Source organism: Phycisphaerae bacterium, from assembly GCA_017999985.1.
In the GTDB taxonomy this organism is placed as follows: Bacteria; Planctomycetota; Phycisphaerae; order UBA1845; family Fen-1342; genus JAGNKU01.
Window position 1 is genome coordinate 260,983 of sequence record JAGNKU010000006.1, and the last position, 20,543, is coordinate 281,525.

The 20,543-nt window shown below is 67.5% G+C and carries 15 protein-coding genes and 1 tRNA gene; 10 read left to right on the plus strand and 6 right to left on the minus strand.

What is annotated here, in order from left to right; translation table 11 throughout:
* Position 1 precedes the first annotated feature (1 nt).
* The 5 genes from KA383_10215 (at position 2) to KA383_10235 (ending at position 6,228) form a co-directional block, all read left to right on the plus strand.
* Entirely contained in the window at positions 2-1,915 is a 1,914-nt protein-coding gene (locus KA383_10215) for a hypothetical protein (protein ID MBP7746499.1), read from the plus strand.
* Positions 1,916-2,143: 228 nt separating this feature from the next.
* Entirely contained in the window at positions 2,144-2,593 is a 450-nt protein-coding gene (locus tag KA383_10220; GenBank protein ID MBP7746500.1) for a flagellar assembly protein FliW, read from the plus strand.
* A gap of 205 nt (positions 2,594-2,798) precedes the next feature.
* Positions 2,799-3,047 (plus strand): carbon storage regulator CsrA, encoded by a 249-nt coding sequence (csrA, locus tag KA383_10225; GenBank protein ID MBP7746501.1) that lies wholly within the window; start codon positions 2,799-2,801, stop codon positions 3,045-3,047.
* A gap of 75 nt (positions 3,048-3,122) precedes the next feature.
* Positions 3,123-4,544 carry a flagellin gene (locus tag KA383_10230; GenBank protein MBP7746502.1) on the plus strand — a complete coding sequence of 474 codons (1,422 nt, stop codon included), beginning with the start codon at positions 3,123-3,125 and terminating at the stop codon, positions 4,542-4,544.
* Positions 4,545-4,815: 271 nt separating this feature from the next.
* Positions 4,816-6,228 carry a flagellin gene (locus tag KA383_10235; protein ID MBP7746503.1) on the plus strand — a complete coding sequence of 471 codons (1,413 nt, stop codon included), beginning with the start codon at positions 4,816-4,818 and terminating at the stop codon, positions 6,226-6,228.
* Positions 6,229-6,328: 100 nt separating this feature from the next.
* Here KA383_10235 and KA383_10240 read toward each other — a convergent pair whose 3' ends face one another.
* Together KA383_10240 and KA383_10245 are read right to left on the minus strand one after the other, a co-directional pair.
* Positions 6,329-7,336, minus strand: coding sequence for an NAD-dependent epimerase/dehydratase family protein (locus tag KA383_10240; GenBank protein MBP7746504.1), 1,008 nt, complete (start codon positions 7,334-7,336; stop codon positions 6,329-6,331).
* Positions 7,337-7,345: 9 nt separating this feature from the next.
* Entirely contained in the window at positions 7,346-9,301 is a 1,956-nt protein-coding gene (locus KA383_10245; protein MBP7746505.1) for a transketolase, read from the minus strand.
* 195 nt (positions 9,302-9,496) lie between these two features.
* Between KA383_10245 and rpmH the strand changes: the two genes are divergently transcribed.
* Entirely contained in the window at positions 9,497-9,631 is a 135-nt protein-coding gene (gene rpmH, locus KA383_10250) for a 50S ribosomal protein L34 (GenBank protein ID MBP7746506.1), read from the plus strand.
* A 177-nt stretch (positions 9,632-9,808) separates the two neighbouring features.
* Here the strand turns inward: rpmH and KA383_10255 are convergent, their stop codons facing one another.
* A complete protein-coding gene (locus KA383_10255; protein ID MBP7746507.1) occupies positions 9,809-11,983 on the minus strand; it encodes a hypothetical protein in 2,175 nt (724 codons plus the stop codon).
* A gap of 284 nt (positions 11,984-12,267) precedes the next feature.
* Complete coding sequence (locus KA383_10260) at positions 12,268-14,739, minus strand: S8 family serine peptidase (GenBank protein ID MBP7746508.1); 2,472 nt, start codon at positions 14,737-14,739, stop codon at positions 12,268-12,270.
* 381 nt (positions 14,740-15,120) lie between these two features.
* Between KA383_10260 and KA383_10265 the strand changes: the two genes are divergently transcribed.
* The 4 genes from KA383_10265 to dtd all read left to right on the plus strand — a co-directional run bounded on the left by KA383_10265 (position 15,121) and on the right by dtd (position 17,865).
* A tRNA-Arg gene (locus tag KA383_10265) sits at positions 15,121-15,194 on the plus strand.
* Between the two features lie 152 nt (positions 15,195-15,346).
* Positions 15,347-16,417, plus strand: coding sequence for a class II fructose-bisphosphatase (gene glpX, locus KA383_10270; GenBank protein ID MBP7746509.1), 1,071 nt, complete (start codon positions 15,347-15,349; stop codon positions 16,415-16,417).
* Positions 16,418-16,510: 93 nt separating this feature from the next.
* Positions 16,511-17,419, plus strand: coding sequence for a hypothetical protein (locus KA383_10275; protein MBP7746510.1), 909 nt, complete (start codon positions 16,511-16,513; stop codon positions 17,417-17,419).
* Complete coding sequence (gene dtd, locus KA383_10280; GenBank protein ID MBP7746511.1) at positions 17,416-17,865, plus strand: D-tyrosyl-tRNA(Tyr) deacylase; 450 nt, start codon at positions 17,416-17,418, stop codon at positions 17,863-17,865. Before KA383_10275 ends, dtd begins: the two co-directional genes overlap by 4 nt.
* A 139-nt stretch (positions 17,866-18,004) precedes the next feature.
* Here dtd and KA383_10285 read toward each other — a convergent pair whose 3' ends face one another.
* Complete coding sequence (locus KA383_10285; protein ID MBP7746512.1) at positions 18,005-19,441, minus strand: cation-efflux pump; 1,437 nt, start codon at positions 19,439-19,441, stop codon at positions 18,005-18,007.
* 139 nt (positions 19,442-19,580) lie between these two features.
* The gene (locus tag KA383_10290) at positions 19,581-20,246 is read right to left on the minus strand and encodes a DUF2807 domain-containing protein (GenBank protein MBP7746513.1); all 666 of its coding nucleotides are present in this window, start codon (positions 20,244-20,246) and stop codon (positions 19,581-19,583) included.
* Between the last annotated feature and the right edge of the window lie 297 nt (positions 20,247-20,543).

Sequence of the window (20,543 nt, forward strand, 5' to 3'; positions counted from 1 at the left end):
CATGGCCGTCACTGGAATCAGCCTGGCACGCATCAGCCAAAACCTGAAGGCGTACAACCTTCTGGAGGCGCTGCGCCAGAACCAGACGGCCCTCTATCGCGTGCAGACCAGCCTCTCCACCGGGCTGCGGTTTCTCCAGCCGAGCGAAGACCCCTTGCGGGCGGCGAGCGCCATCCAGCTCGACCGGCGCCTCGACTGGATGAACAAGGTGCAGGGCAACCTGGAAAAAGCGAACGCCACGATGACCGAGGTCGACGCCGCCGCGCAGGAGGCGATCGAGCTGCTCACCGAGGCCCAGGCGCTGGCCGTGCAGGCCACGGGCGACACGCTGTCGACCGAGGAACGGCAGGCGCTGGCGACGGTCGTGGACTCGCTGCTAGATCGGCTCGTCACCGTGGGCAACCGGCGGCACCTGGACACCTATCTGTTCAGCGGCCTCGCGGGCGTGACGCCCTTCAAGCGCACCGGCGAGGGCGTGGTGTACTACGGCGACGCAGGCCGCATGGAAACCGTGCTGGACACCGATCTGTCGGAGGACTCGTTCACGATCTCCGGGCTGGAGTTCTTCGGGGCGGTCTCGGCGGAGGTCAAGGGGGTCGTCGATCTCGACCCGGCCGTGACGCGCGCGACGCGCCTGTCCGACCTGAACGGCGCGCGCGGCACCGGGGTCACGCTGGGACGAATCAACGTCGTGACGGCCACCGGCCAGGCCCAGATCGATCTGAGCGGCGCCGCCACGGTCGGCGATGTGCTCGACCGGCTCACGGCCGCGCTGCCGGCCGGCGTAGCGGTCGCGCTCGGCCCCACCGGCTTCCTGCTGACGCGGACGAACCCCGCGGCCGGCGAGATCACGATCAGCGACGTCGGGGGTGGCCACACCGCGGCGGACCTCGGCCTGGCCTGTCGCTTCAATGCTCCGGCGCGGGCCGGCGAAGACCTCGATCCGCGCGTGACCAGCCTGACGCGCCTCGCGGACTTGGACGGCGGCACCGGCCTGAACCTGGGCGGCGGCCTCGTGATTCACAACGGCGGGCAGAGCGCCACCATCACGTTTGACGGCGCCGTGACCATCGAGGACGTGCTCAATCGCATCAACCACGCGGGGGTGAACGTCTGGGCGCGCGTGTCGGACGACGGCCGCTCCATCAACATCGTCAGTCGCGTATCGGGGGCCGATCTGCGGATCGAGGAAAACGGCGGACAAGCCGCCACCGCGCTCGGCGTGCGTTCGCTGCACGCTGGCACGCTGCTCGCCGGATTGAACGGCGGCCGCGGCGTCGAGACGGTGCCGGGCGGCGATTTACGGATCACGACGGCGGACGGCACGACCATCGATGTCAGCCTCGACGGGGTGCTGACACTGCAGGACGTGCTCGACCGGATCAACGCAGCCGGCGGCGGCGCTGTCACGGCGGGGCTGGCGAACCCGGGCAACGGCATCGTCATCACCGACGGCACGGCCGGCGCCGGCACGCTGACGATCGCGGCGTTGAACGACTCGCCCGCGCTGCTCGACCTGGGTTTGGACGTGACCGCGACGGGCAACCAGCTCGTCGGCCAGGACATGAACCCGCTGCGCGCGGACAGCCCGTTCACGGCGCTACTGGAGCTGAAGGACGGGATGGAGCGCGACCATCGCCAGACCCTGACGTACGCGGGCGAGCGCATCGACCGGATCCTGAAGTACATGCAGCAGAAGCACGGCGAGATCGCCGCCCAGGCGCGCACGCTGGCGGACCGCGGCGAGCGGGTGGAGACGGAGATCACCGCCACGCAGACGATGCTGAGCGACGTGCGGGACGTGGACATGACGGACGCGATCGTGCGCTTCCAGCAGTTGCAGACGGCCTTGCAGGCGAATTTGAGCACGGCATCGCAGGTCCTAAACCTGTCGTTGCTGGACTATCTGGACTAAGGGCGTGGCCGGTCCCGGGACGGGGCCGGCGGCCGGGGAAACGAGGCAGACACAGGGTTGCGGGCCGCGGCAGTGGCTCGGCGAACCGCAACCAACGGTTGGTCCGCGGAGCGCGGGTCGGGCAATGGAAACGCCCGGTCCGACGGGCGGAGTGTATGGACAGCCGGCCTACGGCGGCCGGCCGCCCGTCGGGCGAACCACAGGACAGCGAGCCACGGGAGCAATGGGATGCTCATTCAGACGACGCGTTTCGGACCCATCGAGGTGGACGACGCCAAGATCATGTCGTTCAAGGACGGCCTGCTCGGGTTCCCGAACCACCACCGCTTCGCGCTGCTCCAGACGACCGCGGATCCCGCCTTCTTCTGGATGCAGTCGGTCGATGACCCGGACCTGGCGTTCGTGGTCTGCGATCCGCTGCTGTTCGTCCCGGACTACCAGGTTCCCATCCGCAAGGACGACGTGGCGGCCCTCGCGCTCAACGACCTGAACGATTGCCAGGTGCTCGTCATCGTAAACAAGGTGAACGGGGACCTGACGGCGAACCTGCTGGGACCGCTGGTGGTCGGTGCGCACTCGCTCCAGGCCAAGCAGCTCGTGCTGTCCGACAAGCGGTACGGGACCCGCCACCGCTTGGTGTCGGCGCCCACCGCCCGGACGGTGGCCAAGACGGCCTAAATCGGCGGTGGCATTCCGCCGGAGAGGTGCGGTATAATGTACACGGGAGTGCACCAGGTTGACGGAGGGCGTGAGGCGCAGCGTGATTGCCGCGCCGCGGGTTGGTCTGTGGACCCGCGTTCCGCCCGGGAGGGTGCCCTGGACACGAGCCCCGCGTCGACGCCTGTCCGGCTACGCATCGGCATAAACCAGGAAGGAGCCGCGTATGTTGGTGCTTTCAAGACAACGCGACGAATCAATCATTATCGGCGACAACGTGCAGATCACGATCGTCGATATCCGGGGGGACAAAGTGCGCCTGGGCATCGAAGCCCCGGCCGACATAACCGTGCATCGCAAGGAAGTGTTCGACGCTATTCAGCGCGAGAATCGCAGGGCCGCTGGTGTGACGACCGACGACCTGGCGGCGGTGCCCGCGCCCAAGCGTGGCCCGCGGCCGCGCCCCGCCAAGTAGTCGTCGAATCCCCCACTGTCACTCGTTCCCACCCCTGTATCAATCCAGCCACGAACCGTTCAAGGAGGATGGCCCATGGCTCGAATTAACACCAATGTCTCTGCGCTCACGGCCCAGAGAAACCTGAACAGCGCCTACAAGAAACTGAACACCACAATGGAGCACCTGAGCACCGGGCTGCGGATCAGCCGCGGTGCGGACGACCCGGCCGGCCTGATCGTCTCCGAGCGCCTGCGCGCCGAGATCAGCGCGGTCAAGCAGGCGGTCTCCAACACGGAGCGCGCCAAGCTGATCGTCGCCACCGCGGAAGGCGCGCTCGACGAGGTCTCCTCGCTCCTCAAGGACATCCAGGCCAAGATCGTCGAGGCCGCCAACGAAGGCGCGTTCTCCGCCGAGGAGATCGCCGCCAACCAGCTCCAGATCGACTCGGCCATCGACAGCATTACGCGCATCGCGAACACCACGACGTTCGCCGGACGCAAGCTGCTCGACGGCTCGCTCGCGTACACCACCAGCAACGTGGACCTGTCGCACATCCGCGGCCTGCACATCAACGCCACGCAGTTCGGCACGCGCGCCGCGATGGCCGTGAACGTCGCCGTCCAGTCCGCCGCCCAGCAGGCCCGGCTGGAGTTCCCGTACGCGGCCCTGTCGAACTCCCGCGAGGTCAGCATCGAGCTGCGCGGCACGCGCGGCGTGACGACGCTGACCTTCGCCAGCAACGCCACGGCCAGCCAGATCATCGAGGCCGTCAACGCCGTCGCCGACGCGACCGGCGTGGAGGCCACCTCGCATGTGACCTCGGGTGTGGCCCTGTACAGCCGCGACTACGGCAGCGCCGAGTACGTCAAGGTCCGCGTCCTGTCCGAAGGCCAGGAGTTCATGCGGGTCAACGACCTGCGTGAGGATAAGGGCACCGACGCCAAGGCGACCATCAACGGATCCGCGGCCCGCGCGCAGGGAAACCACCTGACGATGAAGACCTCCAGCATCGATCTGGAGCTGAACGTCGCCGCCGGCTGGGTCAGCAGCTCCTCCTTCTCCATCACGGGTGGCGGGGCGCTCTTCCAGGTTGGCCCGCAGGTCAACTCGAACCTGCAGGTGAATATGGCGATCAACTCGGTCCACGCGTCCGAGCTGGGCGATTCCGAAATCGGCTATCTGGCCCAGGTGAAGACGGGCGGCGAGTTCGCCCTCACCGAGGAGGAGCCGAACTACACGCGGGCCTCGGATATCATCTCCAAGGCCATCGACCAGATCTCGATGCTCCGCGGCCGCCTCGGCTCGTTCGAGCGCAACACGCTCGACACGAACCTGAACCAGTTGGGCATCACGTCGGAGAACTTGCAGTCGGCCGAGTCCTCGATCCGGGACGCCGACTTCGCGTCGGAGACCTCGCGGCTGGCCCGCGACCAGATCCTGGTCAACGCGGGCACCACGGTCCTGACGCTGGCGAACCAGACCACGCAGTCCGTGCTGCGGCTGCTGGGCGGCTAAAACGCGCCGGGGTCCACACGCCGCACCGACGGCCGGTCGTGCCGGTCGGCGGCCCGATAATCGGGCGGCCGGCGGCGCGACCGGCCGTCTGGCATCCGGTGGGCTGAAATTACTAAAGGCCCGGCGCGATCGGGACGATGCCCCCGGTGTCTCAAAGCCCTACAGACGGTCACAGGAACCGTCGTGGCAGCTGATTGGCAGCAGCACACCTGCACCGGCCGGGCGGATGATTTCCGCCGGCCGCCGTGTGCCGCCCTTGGAGGCGTAAGCCATGAGTCGTATCAACACCAACGTGTCGTCCATCATCGCGCAGCGCATCCTGACGACGCAGAACACGCGGCTCAACCAGTCGCTCCAGCGCCTGAGCACGGGTCTGCGCATCAATTCCGGCAAGGACGACCCGGCGGGCCTGATCGCATCCGAGACTCTGCGCGCCGAGAAAAACGCCGTGCAGGCCGCGCAGACCAACGTGGCCCGCGCTGTCAACGTCGTCGCGGTTGCCGAGTCCGGGCTGAGCGAGATCACCACCCTGTTGACCGACCTCGAGGACCTGGTCGACCGCTCGAGCAACGAAACCGGCATCAGTGACGACGAGCGCGTCGCCAACCAGCAGGAAATCGACCTGATCCTGGCCTCCATCAATCGCATCGCCAACTCGACCGAGCTCCAGGGCCGCAAGCTGCTCAACGGCGACCTGGCCTACACGACCTCGACGGTGTCGACCGCGAAGATCGCCCACCTGCAGCTCAACTCCGCCCGCGTGCCGCAGGGCGGCACCCGTTCGGTCGCCGTCCAGGTCACCCAGGCCGCTTCGCTCGCGGTCGTCAGCTACACGGGCGGCGCCATCGGCGCTACCCCGGTCACCATCGAAGTGCTCGGCAACCTCGGTGCCGAACGCATCACGTTCGCGTCCGCGTCCCTCGCCGACATCGCCGCGGCCGTCAACCAGTCGGCCGCCCTCACCGGCGTGTCCGCCACGGTCGACGGCTCGGTCGTGCGACTCACCAGCACCGAATACGGCTCGGCCCAGTTCGTCAAGGTCCGCGTGCTGGACAGCGGCACATTCACCGTCGCCGGCAGCGGCGAGGACTGGGGCCGGGACGTGGTCGTCAACGTGAACGGCCAGACTCTGACCGGCACCGGCCTCCAGGTGAGCGCACGCTCCACCGCGCTCGATGCCGACATCACGCTCAAGGATACCTTCGGCAGCGTCACCACTGGAGGGACTGCGCTCTTCGGCATCACCGGCGGCGGCGCCAAGTTCAGCATCTCGCCCAAGCTCGACTTGAACTCGATGGCGACGCTCGGCATCAACACGTTGACGACCGCGTCGCTCGGCGACGGCAACGTGGGCTGGCTGTACTCCATCGGGACCGGCCAGGAAAACGCCATGAGCGAGAAGAACTACTTCACGGCGCAGCGGATCGTGCGCCGGGCCCTGTCGCAGGTCGCGACGCTCCGTGGCCGACTCGGGTCGTTCGAGCGCAACACGCTCGATACGACGGCGAACTCGCTCAACATTCAGTTCGAAAACCTGTCCTCGGCCGAAAGTGCGCTGCGTGACACGGACTTCGCCGAGGAGACCAGCAACCTGACGCGGGCCCAGATCCTGGTGCAGTCGGCCACGAGCGTGCTCAAGCTGGCGAACCAGGCTCCGCAGAACGTGCTGGCCCTGCTGCAGTAAGCGTGCCGCGCAACTGACGTGTCCGGCCTCGCAGCCGACGCTTTCAACGAGCCCCGGTGACCCCGGGGCTCGTTTGCACTCCGCGCGCGGCGCGCTGAGATCAGTCGCCGCGCTGCGCCAGGTACCAGCGCACCGTCGCCGGCACCCCCACTTCGTAAGTCACCGTCGGCTGCCACCCCAGCACCCGCCGGGCCTTCTCCGCGGAAAAATACGACCGCCGCCCCATGAGCCACACGGCGTAGCGCGTCACGAACGGGGGTTTTCGCCAGCGGAACAGGTGCCCGAGGCACTCCAGCATGAACCCGACGAAGTACGCCGCCTGGTACGGCGCGTGCCGCTTCACCGGCGGCGCCCCGATCGCGCGGGCCAGCAGGTCGAAGTACTGCTGCTGGGTGATCTCGCCGTCATTGCTGCAGTTGAACGCCTCGCCGTTGCAGTCGGGGCGCGCCGCGGCGGCGATGGCGGCCTCGGCAATGTTGCCGGCGTAGACCACGTTGAGCCGGTTGTCGCCGCGGCCGAGGATCTTCGCCTGCCCGTTGCGGACCATCCGGTAGAGGCGCGCGATGGTCGTACGATCGCGCTCGCCGTAAATCCAGGCCGGCCGGATCACGGTTACCTCGATGCGCTTGGCGCGGTGCGCCTCCCACGCGAGCCGCTCGGCCGCGACTTTCGACTTGCTGTAATAGGCCCACTTGTACAGCTTGTAGCCCAGGTCGAAGGTCTCATCCACGGTGATGTCGTGCGTGTAGTAGCCGTAGGCGCTGATCGAGCTGACATGCATGAAACGTCGCACGCCGGCCGTGATCGCGGCTTCCAGGATGTTGCGGGTGCCATCGATCGTGATGCGCTGGAACTCTTCCCACGGCCCCCAGTCGCCGACCTTCGCGGCCGAATGATACACAACGTCGACTCCCGCGCAGGCAGCGGCCAGCGACGCGGGGTCGGTGATGTCACCCTCCGCGAACTCGACGCCCTGGGTCTTCAGCCAGGTCGTGTCGCTGCCGCGCCGCACCAGCGCGCGCACCGGCAGGCCGCGCTTGCGGAGTTGCTCAACAATGTGACTGCCGAGCAGGCCGGTTGCGCCGGTCACGAGGTTCATGCCGCCCATCGCGTGCCTCTACTCCCCCTGCCGCATGAACGCGATCGCATGGTCCGCGATCTGCGTCGCCCCCACGCCGCAATACTCCAGAACTTCTTCCGCCGTCCGCGTGGACTTGGGGATGCGCTGGCAGCCCAGCGTGGCGACCCGCAGCCGGCCACCACGGGCGGCAATCTCGGCCACCGCCGCCCCCCAGCCGCCGCCGTAATTGTCCTCGACGACGACCGCCCGGCCGCCCGCCCGCTGCAACGCCTCGCACAGCCGGTCCGCATCGATCGGCAGCGCGTACGCATCGATCAACGTGGCGCGGATGTTCTGCTGCGCGAGCAGCGCCACCGCCTGCCTGGCCACGTGGACCATATAGCCCGATGCCACCAGCGCCAGATCATCGCCGCCATTTAGGATGTGGAACCCGCCCGGCTCGAATTTCGTCTGCGCATCGTACAGCAGCGGCACATCCGGGCGATGCGTCCGCATGTAACACAACCCCGGGTGCAGAGTCATCAGTCGCGTGCACTGGTACGCCGCCACCGCATCCGCCGGATGATAGAACCAGCCCACCGGATTCCGGCGGTCATCGCCGCGCACGGTCGTGAACGCGCGGAAGAACGCGACGTCGAGCAGGCCCATCTGGCTGGGCCCGTCGGCCGCGAGCGAGATCCCCGCGTGCGAGCCGACCAGCTTGACGTTCGCGCGGGAGATGCTGGCCATCTCGACCTGGTCGTAGGCGCGGGCGATGAACTTCGCGAACGAGTTCACGAACGGCATGAACCCCGCGGCCGAGAGCCCCGCGGCGGCGGAAACCATGTTCTGCTCGGCGATCTTGCACTCGAAGAACCGCGCGGGATACGCCTTCGCAAACATCTCCGCGAAAGTCGAATTGCTGACGTCGCCGTCCAGCGCGACGACCTGCGGGAGCAACTCGCCGGCGATCTTGAGCGCCGCGCCGTACGCGCGCCGCGTCGACAACTTGCCCTTCTCCACGGCGCCCCCCAGACCCGCCGCCTGCATCGCTGCGTGAAACGACGGCCATTCCACGTCGGTCGGTTTGGCCCGCGCCGGCGCATGGGCGGCGGGTGGCGCCGGTGGCAGGCCGAGCTTGGCGCCGGCGGCCGGCAGGGCGGCCGCGGTGCGATCCAGCGCGGCGTAGGCTGCGTCGAGCGCGGACTCGGGCAGCGGCTTGCCGTGCCAGTTGCCCTTCTGCAGCTCCTCGACCCCCCAGCCCTTGATGGTGTGGGCCACGATCGCGAGCGGTTTATCGGACTTGCCCGCCTTACGGAACGCCGTCGCTACCGCCGCCGCATCGTGCCCGTCGATTTCCACGACGCGCCACCCGAAAGCCTTGAGCTTGGCCACCAGGCGGTCCGCACTCTGCTGGGGCGAGACGTTGGCCGCCTGGCCCTGGCCATTCGAGTTGAACACGGCACAGACATTCGTCAGGCCGTGGTCCACGATGAAGTCCGCCGCCTCCCAGATCTGACCCTCGCGCGCCTCACCGTCGCCGATGAGCACGTAGATTCGCCGGTCGCGGCCATCCAGCCGGGCCGCCAGCGCCAGCCCGGCCGCCACGCTCAGGCCCTGCCCCAGGCTGCCCGTGGCCGCGTCGAAGAATGGAACGCCCTCGGCGGGGTTCGGGTGGCCGTCCAGCACGCTGCCGACGGCACGGAGCTGGTCCAGCTCGTTGGCGGTGAGGCGAAACGCGGAACTCTCGCTGCGACCGACACTTGCGCCCAGGTCCGCCAGGGCGGCATAGACGATGGGAACCGCGTGTCCTTCGGACAGCACGAGGCGGTCAGCGGCCGGATGCCAGGGGTTGGCGGGGTCCCAGCGCATCTGGCGGTACATCAAGTGCACAACGATGTGGGCGAGCGAGAGCGCGCTCGAGGGGTGCCCCGAACCCGCCTTGGCCGTCATCCGCACGGCCAGCTTGCCGAGTTCCGCCGCTTTGTGGTGAATCGCCGCCGCCAGCGCCATCCTGGTCTCTCCCACGCACGATCCTTTGGTTGGAGGATAAAGGCCGGCAGTCTATCCAGGGGGCCCGGCGCGGGCAAGGGGCGCCGCGCCGTTGGCGCCGGCATGGGCGTCTGGCATAATACATGGTCTGCGATGTTACTGGGTTCACAGGTTAGCGACCGCCGCCTCGGCGGTTAGACAGCAGCGGTGACGGTCATGCATTACCCACATCGAATCAGCAAGATCAAACGCAAGCGCAAGTGCGGCTTCCGGGCGCGGATGCGCACGCAGAGCGGCCGCAAGCTCATCAACCGCAAGCGGCGCGTCGGGCGGCGCGTCAGCGTGGCCTGAGCCGGCGCGACCACCTTCACGCGGATCAGCAGTGGTCAAGGCGGGGCGCCGGGGTTCTGCGCACACCCGGATTCGACTTGCCCGCGCAGGGCCGGCGCGCAAGAACGGACGCCGCGCACCGGGGAGCACGCGGCGTCCGCATTCGGTCGAATTCAATCCACGCGGGTACGGCTGCGATCACTCTGCGAACCAGTCGCCGATGTAGTTGTCGAGACTGTCTTCGAAGTAGCTGCCGACGAAGTACCCGTCGTCCCACTCACCCGCGTAGATGCCCAGAGCGTACCCCAGCGTATCCGCATCATCTTCGAAGTAGATGTCGCCGAACTCGTCGACCCAGCCGAAGAGCGCGAACTGGCCCGCGCCCCAATAGGAAGTGCCCTCGACCGTGCCGTCGTCATACACCGTGAACTCGAACGTATGCGCCCAGCCGTCAGGCTCGCTCAGCTCACCGAGGTAGTCGCCGACGTAGTCCGAGTAATCGCCGACGTACGGTCCACCGTCGCCCCAGTCCACCTCGCCCTCGGCGATCACATCCACATCCTGGTAGAGGTAGATGTAGTCGCCATCCGCGGTCCAGGCCTGGAAGACGACCTGGAAACTGCCGGGCTCGAAGAACGTGATGCCGGTGCGCGGTGCGAACGGATTGTCGATGAAGTAGTTCCACGTCCCAACCACGAACCACTCCAAGTACACGAGCTCCGAAACCAGCGGGCCCTGGACCCAGCACTCCTCCGTTTCATCGACCACCATCGTGACCGGGCAGAAGCCGGCGAGCTCGTCGGCAGCGGGCACGCCGGCCCCGCCATCCCGGCCGACATTGACGGTGCACGTGTAGACGCCCAGCACGTCCGGGTCGTCCCACATGTCATGGACCAGCAGCGTGATTTCGAGGAAGCCCGCCGCCGTCGCGCGGAAGGTCGTCACCGGGGCCGTCGGGTCGCCGATGATGTAGCCGGACCCACTGCTGATGAACCAGTCGAAAATGAAGTCGCCCTCGTCGGCGCTGCCCGGGTCAAAGGCGATGTCGATGTCTTCGCCGAGCGGGATGATCCCCGGCGGGCAGATAATGCCGCGCTCGGGGTCGAGGTCGAACTGGGATTGCGGATCATACGAGCAGGCGAAGATCCGCGTGGGCTGGCGGACGTTCTGGTCGTGATAGCGCAGCCGCCCCAGCGTCGCCACCGGGTTCGCCTGGCTCAGGTCCACCAGGATCAGGTCCAGTTCGAGCAGCGTCCCGTCTTCGGACAGCTCACCGTTGATGAACGCCACGTCGAAGAGCTGATGCGCCTCGGCCACCGCCCCGCCCGCGAAAAGCTCGACATCAAACGTCAGGTCGGCCAGGAAGCGCCGCTCGATGGTGATGTTGCCGGCGTCATCGAGCTGTGTGCCCGTGAAGACCGGCGTGACCCACAGCTCGAAGCCGACTTCGCCGTCGGGCGTCAGGTTGACCGGCGTGCCGGAGAGATAGTTGATGGTGATGCCGGCGTCTTGACCGCCACTGAGGCTGAAATCCGGGAACACCAGGTGCCGGTCAAACTCGGTCTGGAGGACGCCGCTGTTGTCGAAGGTCAGCCGGTTGACGACGTCAGTCAGCTCGAGGCAGAAGCCCTCGGCGTCGAAGAGCTTGAAGGTCTTGCCGGCGAGGCGCTGGATGGCTTCGGGGATCACGTCGATGACCACGATGTCGCCGAGGTCGGTGCGCGCATCCACCTCGACGATGCCGACCAGGGACGCGATGTTGGCAATCAGGCCGATGCCGGCTTCAAGGTCACTGTCGATGAGCGGGCAGTCGGGGTTGGTCTCCGGGTCGGTGATCGAGACGATGACCTCCTCGCAGACTTCGAGGCCCTTCTGCAGCGCCGTCAGCTTCGTGGACATGCCCTGCGCGTGCAGCGCGGCCTTGGAAAAATTCGCAACCCGGCGGGCGCGAACCTCTTCCTTGCGTGTGTCGGTCTTGAGTCCCGCCGCGGCGCCGGTCACGCCGCCCTGGGCATCCGTGACGCGGACCGTGACCTCGTCGCCGTCATAGACCAGGTCGGCCGCGGTGTTGCTCGACAGGCGCGCATTCACGGGCCGGCCCGAGCTGTCGAGGGAGAGCTTGAGGGTCCGGCCGTCGGTCGTCAGGATGTTGGCCTCGGTGATCGTCGTGTCGCCGTTGGCTTCCTCCCGCGCGCGAAACGTGTACTGGTTGCCCTGCTTGTCGGTGGCGACGGCGAAGTTGCCCCCGCCGGCGTCAAAACTGACGCGCAGGGTCTCGTCCGTCGCGCCGCCATCCAGCGGACAGCCGCCCAACTGACTACCCAGCAGCGCTGCCCCCAGTACGCACGCCCAATGAATCTGCCTGCCTGTCATGATGCCCACCTTTTGTTAAAGGGACTCACACCGGTTCACGAACTGAACACACATGCGATGAGCCAGTTGCCCGCCGGACTCGCCGCAGGTGCGCTACGCGACGCACCTCCGTCTTCCGTGGCCAGACGAACCAGAATGTACCCGCGCGCAAGCGTCTCCACCACCATTAGCGGGCCATGCGCGCGCTTCTGACAAGCGCCGCCGGGCGCATGCGAAATGCGCGCCGGCGGGTCGCCGGCGCGCGTTCCTCTGTAACTCATTTCGCCGCAGTGAGTTGTGGCTGACTAGGGCTGGGTCAGCAGCGTCACAAACGGGTTGATGTCGCCGAAATCCGTCTGCCCGTCCGCGTTGATGTCCGCGTTCGCCCAGTGGCAACCGGGGTACGCGGCCGCGTAGGACGCCTCACCGTCCAGTGCCACGATGAAGGGGTTGATGTCGCCGAAGCCGATCTCGCCGTCACAGTCCGTGTCGCCGCGCGCCCATACTGTCAGCGTCGCAATCGCACTCGTGGCCGATCCGCAGGCATTGTTCACGACGACGTCGTAGTCGCCCGCATCCGCATAGTCGGCCGGCGCGATCGTGAGCGTCGCCGTCGTTGTGCCATTCAGACGCCCGCCCTCGTCCAGCGGTACACCCGCGTAGCGCCACTGGTAGGTCATCGGCTGCGAGCCCGTGGCCGCCACGGTGAACGTCACGCTGTCCCCGGCCGTCGTCGCCTGTGTAGCCGGCTCGGTCGTGATGGCCGGACAACTCGCGTCCACCACGTCACCGGTGACGACGACCGCATAGCCCTGGGCCCCGGAGTTCACGGCCGTCCCCTTCACGCGGACGGTCCAGATACCCAGCTCCGGCAAGTCGACATGCACCTGCTCGACGTTGTTCTTCGCGTCCGCCGTGCCGCCCGTCACCGACGTGCCGCCGGAGAACACGTTGCCGAGGTAGACCGCGCCCGTCGGCGAGGTCACCACCAGGTCGAGATTGTTGACCGGCGGGCTGGCCGAGTTGATGGCCGCGGGCGCATCGTGCCACACGAGCGTGACGCGGAGCTGAAGCGTGGCGCCGTTCACCGCCACGTCGTAGGCCGCGTAACCGCCGGTCGCCAGCGCCGTGGGGCTGTTGTTGCGCACGTCCTGCACCACGAGGCCGCGCGCATCGCCCAGGAAATACAGCGCGTTGTCCGCCAGCACCCGCCCCCAGCCTTCCTGGTTCGATGGATAGCCGGAGATGCCGGTCATGTCGACCGCCGAGTTGAGCAGCACGGCCTTGATGAGCGGGCCGGACGGGACGAACGCGTGGGCGGCGTCGGGGGCGCCCGTCGGATAGTAGCCGTCGGTGAAGTACTGCCGCACGAGCAGGCCGGTCGCCGCGATCGCCGGGCAGGCCATCGACGTGCCGGTCTTCGCGACGGTGTTGCAGGGCGTGCTGCTGCTGTAGTAAGCGGAAAGCGTGCCGCAGCCCGGCGCGAAAATTTCGGGCTTGCGCCGCCCGTCAGCGGTCGGGCCGGTGCCGCCGGAGCAGAAATTGCCTTGGCTCGGCGTGTCCTGCGACGCACCGATTGCGAGGCAGTTCTTGGCGTTCTCGGGGTTCTTGAGGTAGCTCTGGTTGGTCACGGCAAAACAGACGAGGTTGTCGTCGTACATCCAGGAGAAGTTGTCGATGGCGCGACACACGCCGTCATACGCGGTGGTGGCGTCGTTGCCCCAACTGTTGGTGTGGACGGTGGCGCCCTGCACGCGGTGCAGGTCCAACCGGCTGAACATCAACGACTCGGTCATGCTGGGCGTTACGTTGTGCACCATCTTGGCCAAGTAGGCCACGCCGCGCGTGTCCGTCCACACGCCGGCATCGCCGACAGCCGTGCCGGCGGTGTGCGTGCCGTGCGAGTCATTGCCCTGCGTCGTGTTGTAGGCGAGGATCTTGCGATGGTCAGGGCCGGGGACCACCGTGTCATAGAACGAGCAGTGTCCGACGGCGACGCGGCCGTCGATGTGCCCCAGGATCTGGCCCTCGCCGTGCAGGCCGTGGTCATATAACGGCGTCACGTTCGCGATGTTGCTCTGCACGATCCAGCGGTCGGTGCTGTTGCGCAGCGTGAATTCGGGATACTCCTCGACATACTGCACCGCCGGAATCGCGGCCAGCGCGGCCACGCTTGTCGCCGGCAACACCACGTTGAAGACGTCCTGACTGCCGTCCCAGTCCGTGGCGACAATCTCCGCGCCGGCCACCCGCGACAGCGCGTCGCGGCCGGTGCTGAGCGTTTCATCCGGGAACAGATACACGGTAACAGCGAGCTTGCCGGCGTTCGCAATGGCCTGCCGTTCGGGAGTCTGGAACGTCGTCTGGCCGATCCGCGGGTCGAGGCGCCACTCGGGGCGGTAGTCGCCGGCCCACCGCACGAAACCAAGCCGCTGTAACGCGCCGGGGGTGACAGCGGAAACGTCGGCGATGAAGGAATTGACCGGCAGGTAGTCGCCAAGCTTCACGCCCGCGTCGCGCAGGGCCGCGGCCCGGGCCGGGGTCAGCGGTCCGTCGAGCTGCAGCACGCCGTGCCGGGCATCGCGGAAGGCCTTGTCCGGGGTCATGGCCGCAAGATTCGGCAGCGTCGCCGTCGCGACCGCGCCGGTGCGGAGTTGCAGCATGCCGGCGGGCGGCGCCGTGCTGCCGTCCGGCCGACCGGTGGCGGCGGCGAACGGCGCGGCGCACAAGAGCCAGAACCCCACTCCCAGTGCGAACCAGCCTCGATGATGCGACATGGATGCGGTCCTCGTTAGCTTCTTGATTCTACGCCGGCCCCGCCCGGCATGCACAGCGGCGTCGCGCGGCTCGCGCTGCCTTCGCGATCAGTAACGGCCGACCGGAGTGTAACGGGAGCAACCAACGGCATTCTTCCCCGACCGAGACGGCCGCCACGCAGCGCGACAGACGGAATGGCTGATCCTCGGCCGTGCTGTATGCATTCTAGCCAGAAACGGTCCTATTTGTCAATCGAGCGCCATACGGCGGCGCACGCCGCCACTATCATCATCGGGCGGTTGCGGACGCGACTTGCGCCGCGCGAACCCGGCATTGTAAGTGCTTGTGGACGCTGATATAGTGTGCCTGACCGGGCGCGGACTCGCAGCCCGCGCCGCGTGGCGCCCGTAGCTCAACTGGACAGAGCATCGGTCTTCGGAACCGAGGGTTAGGGGTTCGAATCCCTTCGGGCGCGGTCGTTGGCCTGGCGGCCGCGTCGGGCCCGGGTGGGTGCTGTGTACGTCGGTCGGCGCCCGTGGATTCCCCGTGGATTCTCTGAAACGTACGCTGTATGGTTACGCTGGTGCGCGTCCAATACTGAAACTGGTGGGGCCTTGGGGTACGAACATGTCGAATTCCGGGTTCGCCGCGTCGTCCGTCGATCCGTCCGATACGCAGGACGAAGAACTGATTGGGATGGACCTGCTGCGGGCGTGTGAAGCGGCCGCGCTGAACGTCTTTCACTGGATCGGTAAGGGCGACAAGAACGCCGCCGACGCCGCCGCCACCGATGCGCTGCGCGGCATGCTCAACCTGACCGACATGTGCGGAACGTGCACGATCGGCGAGGGCATCAAGGATGAAGCGCCGGGCATCTTCATCGGTGAGAAGCTCGGCACGTGGCGGGCAGGTTCGCCGGTCGTCAGCATCGCCGTCGATCCCATCGACGGCACGACGCTGACTTCCAAGGGCCTGCCCGGTGCGCTCGCGGTGATCGCCGCCGCCAAGGCGTCCGGCGAAGACCACCGTACATTGGCGGCGATCCCCAGCTTCTACGTCGAGAAGATCGCGGTCGGGCCGCGCGTGAAGGAGGGCACGGGCATGGTCCGGCTGGGGGCGCCGGTGGATCAGAACCTGGAAATCATCGCGCTCAAGCTCGGCAAACGCGTCCGCGATCTGATCGTCTGCGTCCTCGATCGCCCGCGGCATGAGAAGCTCATCAATGACATCCGCCGGACCGGTGCCGCCATCCGCCTGATCGGCGACGGCGATGTCTCGGCGGCGATCGCCCCGAGCATCCCGGAAAGTAACGTCGATGTGTACATGGGCTCGGGCGGCTCGCCGGAGGCGGTGCTGGCGGCGGCGGCGATTCGGTGCCTGGGCGGCGAGATCCTGGCGCGCATGTGGCCGCGCGACGAGCACGAGCGCAAGCAGCTCGAGGCCGACGGCTACGGCGAACTGATGAAGAAGATCTTCACGACCGCGGACATGGCGGTGGGCGACGACGTGGTGTTCGTCGCGACCGGCATCACGGACAATTCGCTGCTGCACGGCGTGGCGGTGCGCGAGCATATCGCCACGACGTACTCGGTCGTGATGCGGGCGCATTCGCGGACGGTGCGCTATGTCAAGGCATACCACGACCTGACGCGGAAGACGATCCACCTGGCGAGCACGTCGCGGCACGAGCACCTGTAGGCGCGGCCGCGGCGCAGGCGTTTGAAACCATGGGTGCCCCAACGGTCCGCAACGGCCGCTGGGGCATCCAGCGTTTTGGGGTATCATCGGGGCATGGCGCTCACGATCCGGCGGCTGATCTCGTGGCTGGGCACGCTCGCGGTGCTGGGCGCACTCGCGGTCGGCATCTCACGTCTGCCGGCCCAGGGCGGCCTGGTCGGTGAGTTGCGCTGGGTGTTCACGCAGCCGATCCCGGCGGCAACGAAGTACAGCCGGACACTTGAGTTGCTGTGGCAGGCCAAGCAGCGCGCGCCAGATGGCCCGTTCAACGTCATGCGTGTGCTTCTGCACGACGACGATACACGCGTCGTGCAGTGCGCGCTCGTCCTCGTAGGCGATTCGATCAGGTCGGCGGCAGCATTCGCGGTAGACTGGGGAGCGCGGCTCTTTGAAGAGTGGTTCGCACACAGTACAGCTGACCAACGGTTCGCGCACCTGCCGTACACACTGCTTCAGTGTTACTGGGACGCGGGCTCACGAATGTACGCTCCTCACTTTGCCGAGACATCCACGCGTGATGAAGTCGCAGCCGGGCAATTAGCGCCCTGGCGCGGCGCGGACGACGTGTGCTGGATCGTTGCCGGCACGCTCGAAAAAGGGCCGGACTGGCGGCCGCTCGCGGATGCCGGGGCTTTTAATGACGCTGCGCCTACACAACACATACGCGTGCGACTGCTCGTGCTCGATGCACTGCTGACACGAGACACCGCGTTCGTCCCGACGCCGCTCGACGAAAGTACGCTGCAGACAGAGCTCAGACCTCCACTCGAGCAGGTGCTCTCGCTCCTGACGGACTTGCGTGAGAAGGTCCGCTGGGCGGCGGGGCGCATTCTGACCGTGGCCGGCGACCGTCGCGGGCTGCCCGCGTTTCGCGAATGGCTGAAAGCACACCCGAATATCCCTCCTGGTGCGACGCAGATGCTCGCGGAACTCTTCGGCCCCGACTGGAGAACAGCCCCATGAGAGCCGTCGTGCAGCGCGTGACGGAGGCGCGGGTCACCGTCGACGACGCGCTCGTCGGTCAAATCGGAGCCGGGCTGCTCGTGTACGCCGCCGCGGCGCCCGACGATGGCGCGGCCGACGTGAGCTACCTCGCGGAGAAGATCGCGCACGTGCGCGTCTTTCCTGACGCGGACGGCAAGATGAATCGTTCGGTGATCGAGGCCGGCGGGTCGGTGCTGCTGGTCAGCGCGTTCACCGTCCAGGCGGACGCGCGCAAAGGCCGGCGGCCGTCGTTTGATACGTCGGCGTCAGGGCCGGTCGCCGAGCCGCTCGTGGAACAACTCGTCGCCGGCGTACGCGCGTACGGACTGACCGTCGCGACCGGCCGTTTTGCGGCGCACATGCACGTCGCTTCCGTGAACGACGGGCCGATCTGCATTCTGCTCGACTCGCGCCGCGTCGTGTAGTCTGCTGGTTCTCAGAATCGGGGAGTGCCAAGCTCCGCTTCTGCAGCAGCAAACCAGAGGTTTGCGCTCCCCTTCTCGCCCTGCAAGAGCCAAGAAGTGGTGAGAAAATTGCCATTCTGACCCTCCCCCTGCCCCCTCCCTAAGAGGAAGGGGAGTCCGCCGCTTCACCGGCGTCCGCCGGTTCCGGATGCGTCGTCACGCGGGCGAGGCCGGGGATCGCGGCGCGCAGGCGGTTCTCCAGCTCGCTCGAAATGTCATGCACCGCGCGGACCGGCAGCCCCGGCTCAAACGTGCAGTGCATCGACAAGAACAGCTCCCCCCCGGCCCGCCGCAACGCCACATCGTGACACGCCGTCACGCCCGGCGTGCCCGCGACAATCTCGCGTACCTGCCGCACGAGTTCTTCCGAGCTGTGCGTGATGTCGCGCGACGCGGCTCCGCGCTCACGCCGGGGCTCGATGTGCGTGGTCACAGCGGCGAGATTCGGCAGCTCGGTGTGCAACGCCGCCTCGAGCCGATCCGCGTCGGCGTGTGCCTGCCGCAGGTCCATGTCGCCATCGACCTCGATGTGCAACTCCATGAACAGCCGCCCATGTTCCTCGGACACCAGGATGTTGTGCACGGTCTGGCCCTGGTTCACGGCGATGGCGCGGATGCGCTCACTAAGCGTCTCGCCCGCGTCGCAGACGGGCTCGACGTGCACGACCACGTCCGCGTGGGGCAGCTCGGCCTGGACACGCGCCTCCGCCGCCCGGCTGATCTCATGGCTGGTTTCAAGCGAGAGTCCGCGCCGTACGCCGATCGTCAGATCGACGAACGTCTGGTTGCCGGACGGGCGCAGGCGGAGCTGGCGGCACTCGAGCACGCCGTCGAGCTGGCGGATGGCCCGCGCGACGCGCGCCGTCAGGCCCGTCGGCGCCCGATCGAGCAAGGCATCGACGGTCCGCCGGCCCAGCTTGAGGCTGACCCAGATGACGATCACGGCGACGATCAGGGCCGCGACGGCGTCTCCCCGTTGCAGCACATGCCCGTGGCCGGTGTACTCGCCGAGCTTCACAAGCCCGAGCCCGACCAGCACGACGGCGGAGCTCCACACGTCGGTGCTGAAGTGCAGCGCGTCCGCCTCCAGCGCCTGGCTGCCGTGCTTGCGCGCCACCTTCAGCAGCGCCCGCGAGCGCGAGATGTCGATGATGATGGAGATCACAATTACGCCGAAAGCGGCCAGTGTCGCCTCGACCTCGACCTGCTTGAAGAACAGCCGTTCGACCGCCTCGTAGATGATCCAGCCGCAGGTGACCAGGAGCAGCACCGTCTCGGCCAGCGCGGAGAGGTTCTCGATCTTGCCATGGCCGTAATGGTGCTCGGCGTCGGCGGGCCGGTCGGAGAAGCGCACGGCGAAATAGGTGATCAGCGCGGCGACGAGGTCGATGCCGGAGTGCGCCGCTTCCGCCAGCAGGCCCAGGCTGCCGGTCATCAGGCCGACGATCACCTTCATGGCGGTCAGCACGATGGCGGCGCCGACCGACGTCAGCGCCACGCGGCGTTTCTCGTGTCCCGCCGTGAGTCCGGCCGCCATGTGAGTCACTTCACCGCTCACGCGGAAACACCCTCTTCGCACCAAAGTGCAATCGGCCGGGCACACACGCCCGGCCTGATCGCGTCGCCTGCCTACGGCGGCACCGCGCCTCACGGCGGCGCGGTCCGGCGCGGCGTGGCTACTCGTTCTTTTCGAGGCGCCCGGTGCCGGTGATGTTCTGCGTGATCGTGGGCGCGCCCGAGTAAGTGACCACGCCCGAGCCGGCAATCACGACATCCAGCGTCTGCGCTGCCTGCACGTCGGCCGTGCCGACGCCGTCGATTTCGATGGAGACATCGTTGGCGGCGAGCGCGCCGGCCGAGACGCGGCCGGCGCCGTTGAGGTCGACCACCAGCGTCTCGGTCTGGCCGTCGAGGGTGATGACGCCGGTGCCGATCACGGAGGCGCTCATATAGGTGTTGTCGATGCCGCTGACGACGATCTCGCCGGTTCCGGTGATGCGCACGTTGCGGACGTTGGGGACCGTCACCTTGATGACGAGCGGCGTCACGGTCTGGAGGACGCGTTCCGGGCTGATGTAGAGCCGGCCATTCTCGACCTTGGTCTCGACGTACGGCAGGATGTTCTCGTCGGCGGTGATTTCCAGCGGCCCGAGTTCGCCCATGGTGACCTCGACGCGTCCGGAGCCGAGCAGTTCGAGCTGGGTGAAGTCCGCGACCGTGCGATTCTCGGTCTTCGCCACGCCATCGCCGAAGACCGTGAACAGCAGGGACGCCGAGCAACCCGACGCCGCCAGACAGAGCGCCAAGATGAAGACCCCGAGTCCGTTTCGCAAGGCACGCACGGCACACCTCCGGTCAGGTCGAAGCGTTCGCGGAAACTCGTCGGACACGGCCCGACGGCGATGGTGCGCATTGTGCGGGTGCGGCGGGGGAACGGCAAGCGGGGGCCTCGAAGGCACGCAGGGGAAGCCACGGAGCCACGGAGGGGAAGCGACGAAGCGACGGAGCGACGGAGGGTGGGTGCCGCGGCGGTCAGAGCCCCGAACGCGAGCGAGCGGGTCCGCGCAGCGCGCGATGTGCATGGGAACGTGGGAAGGTGGGAACGGGGGGACGTGGGGACGGGGGAGGCGACTGAGCGA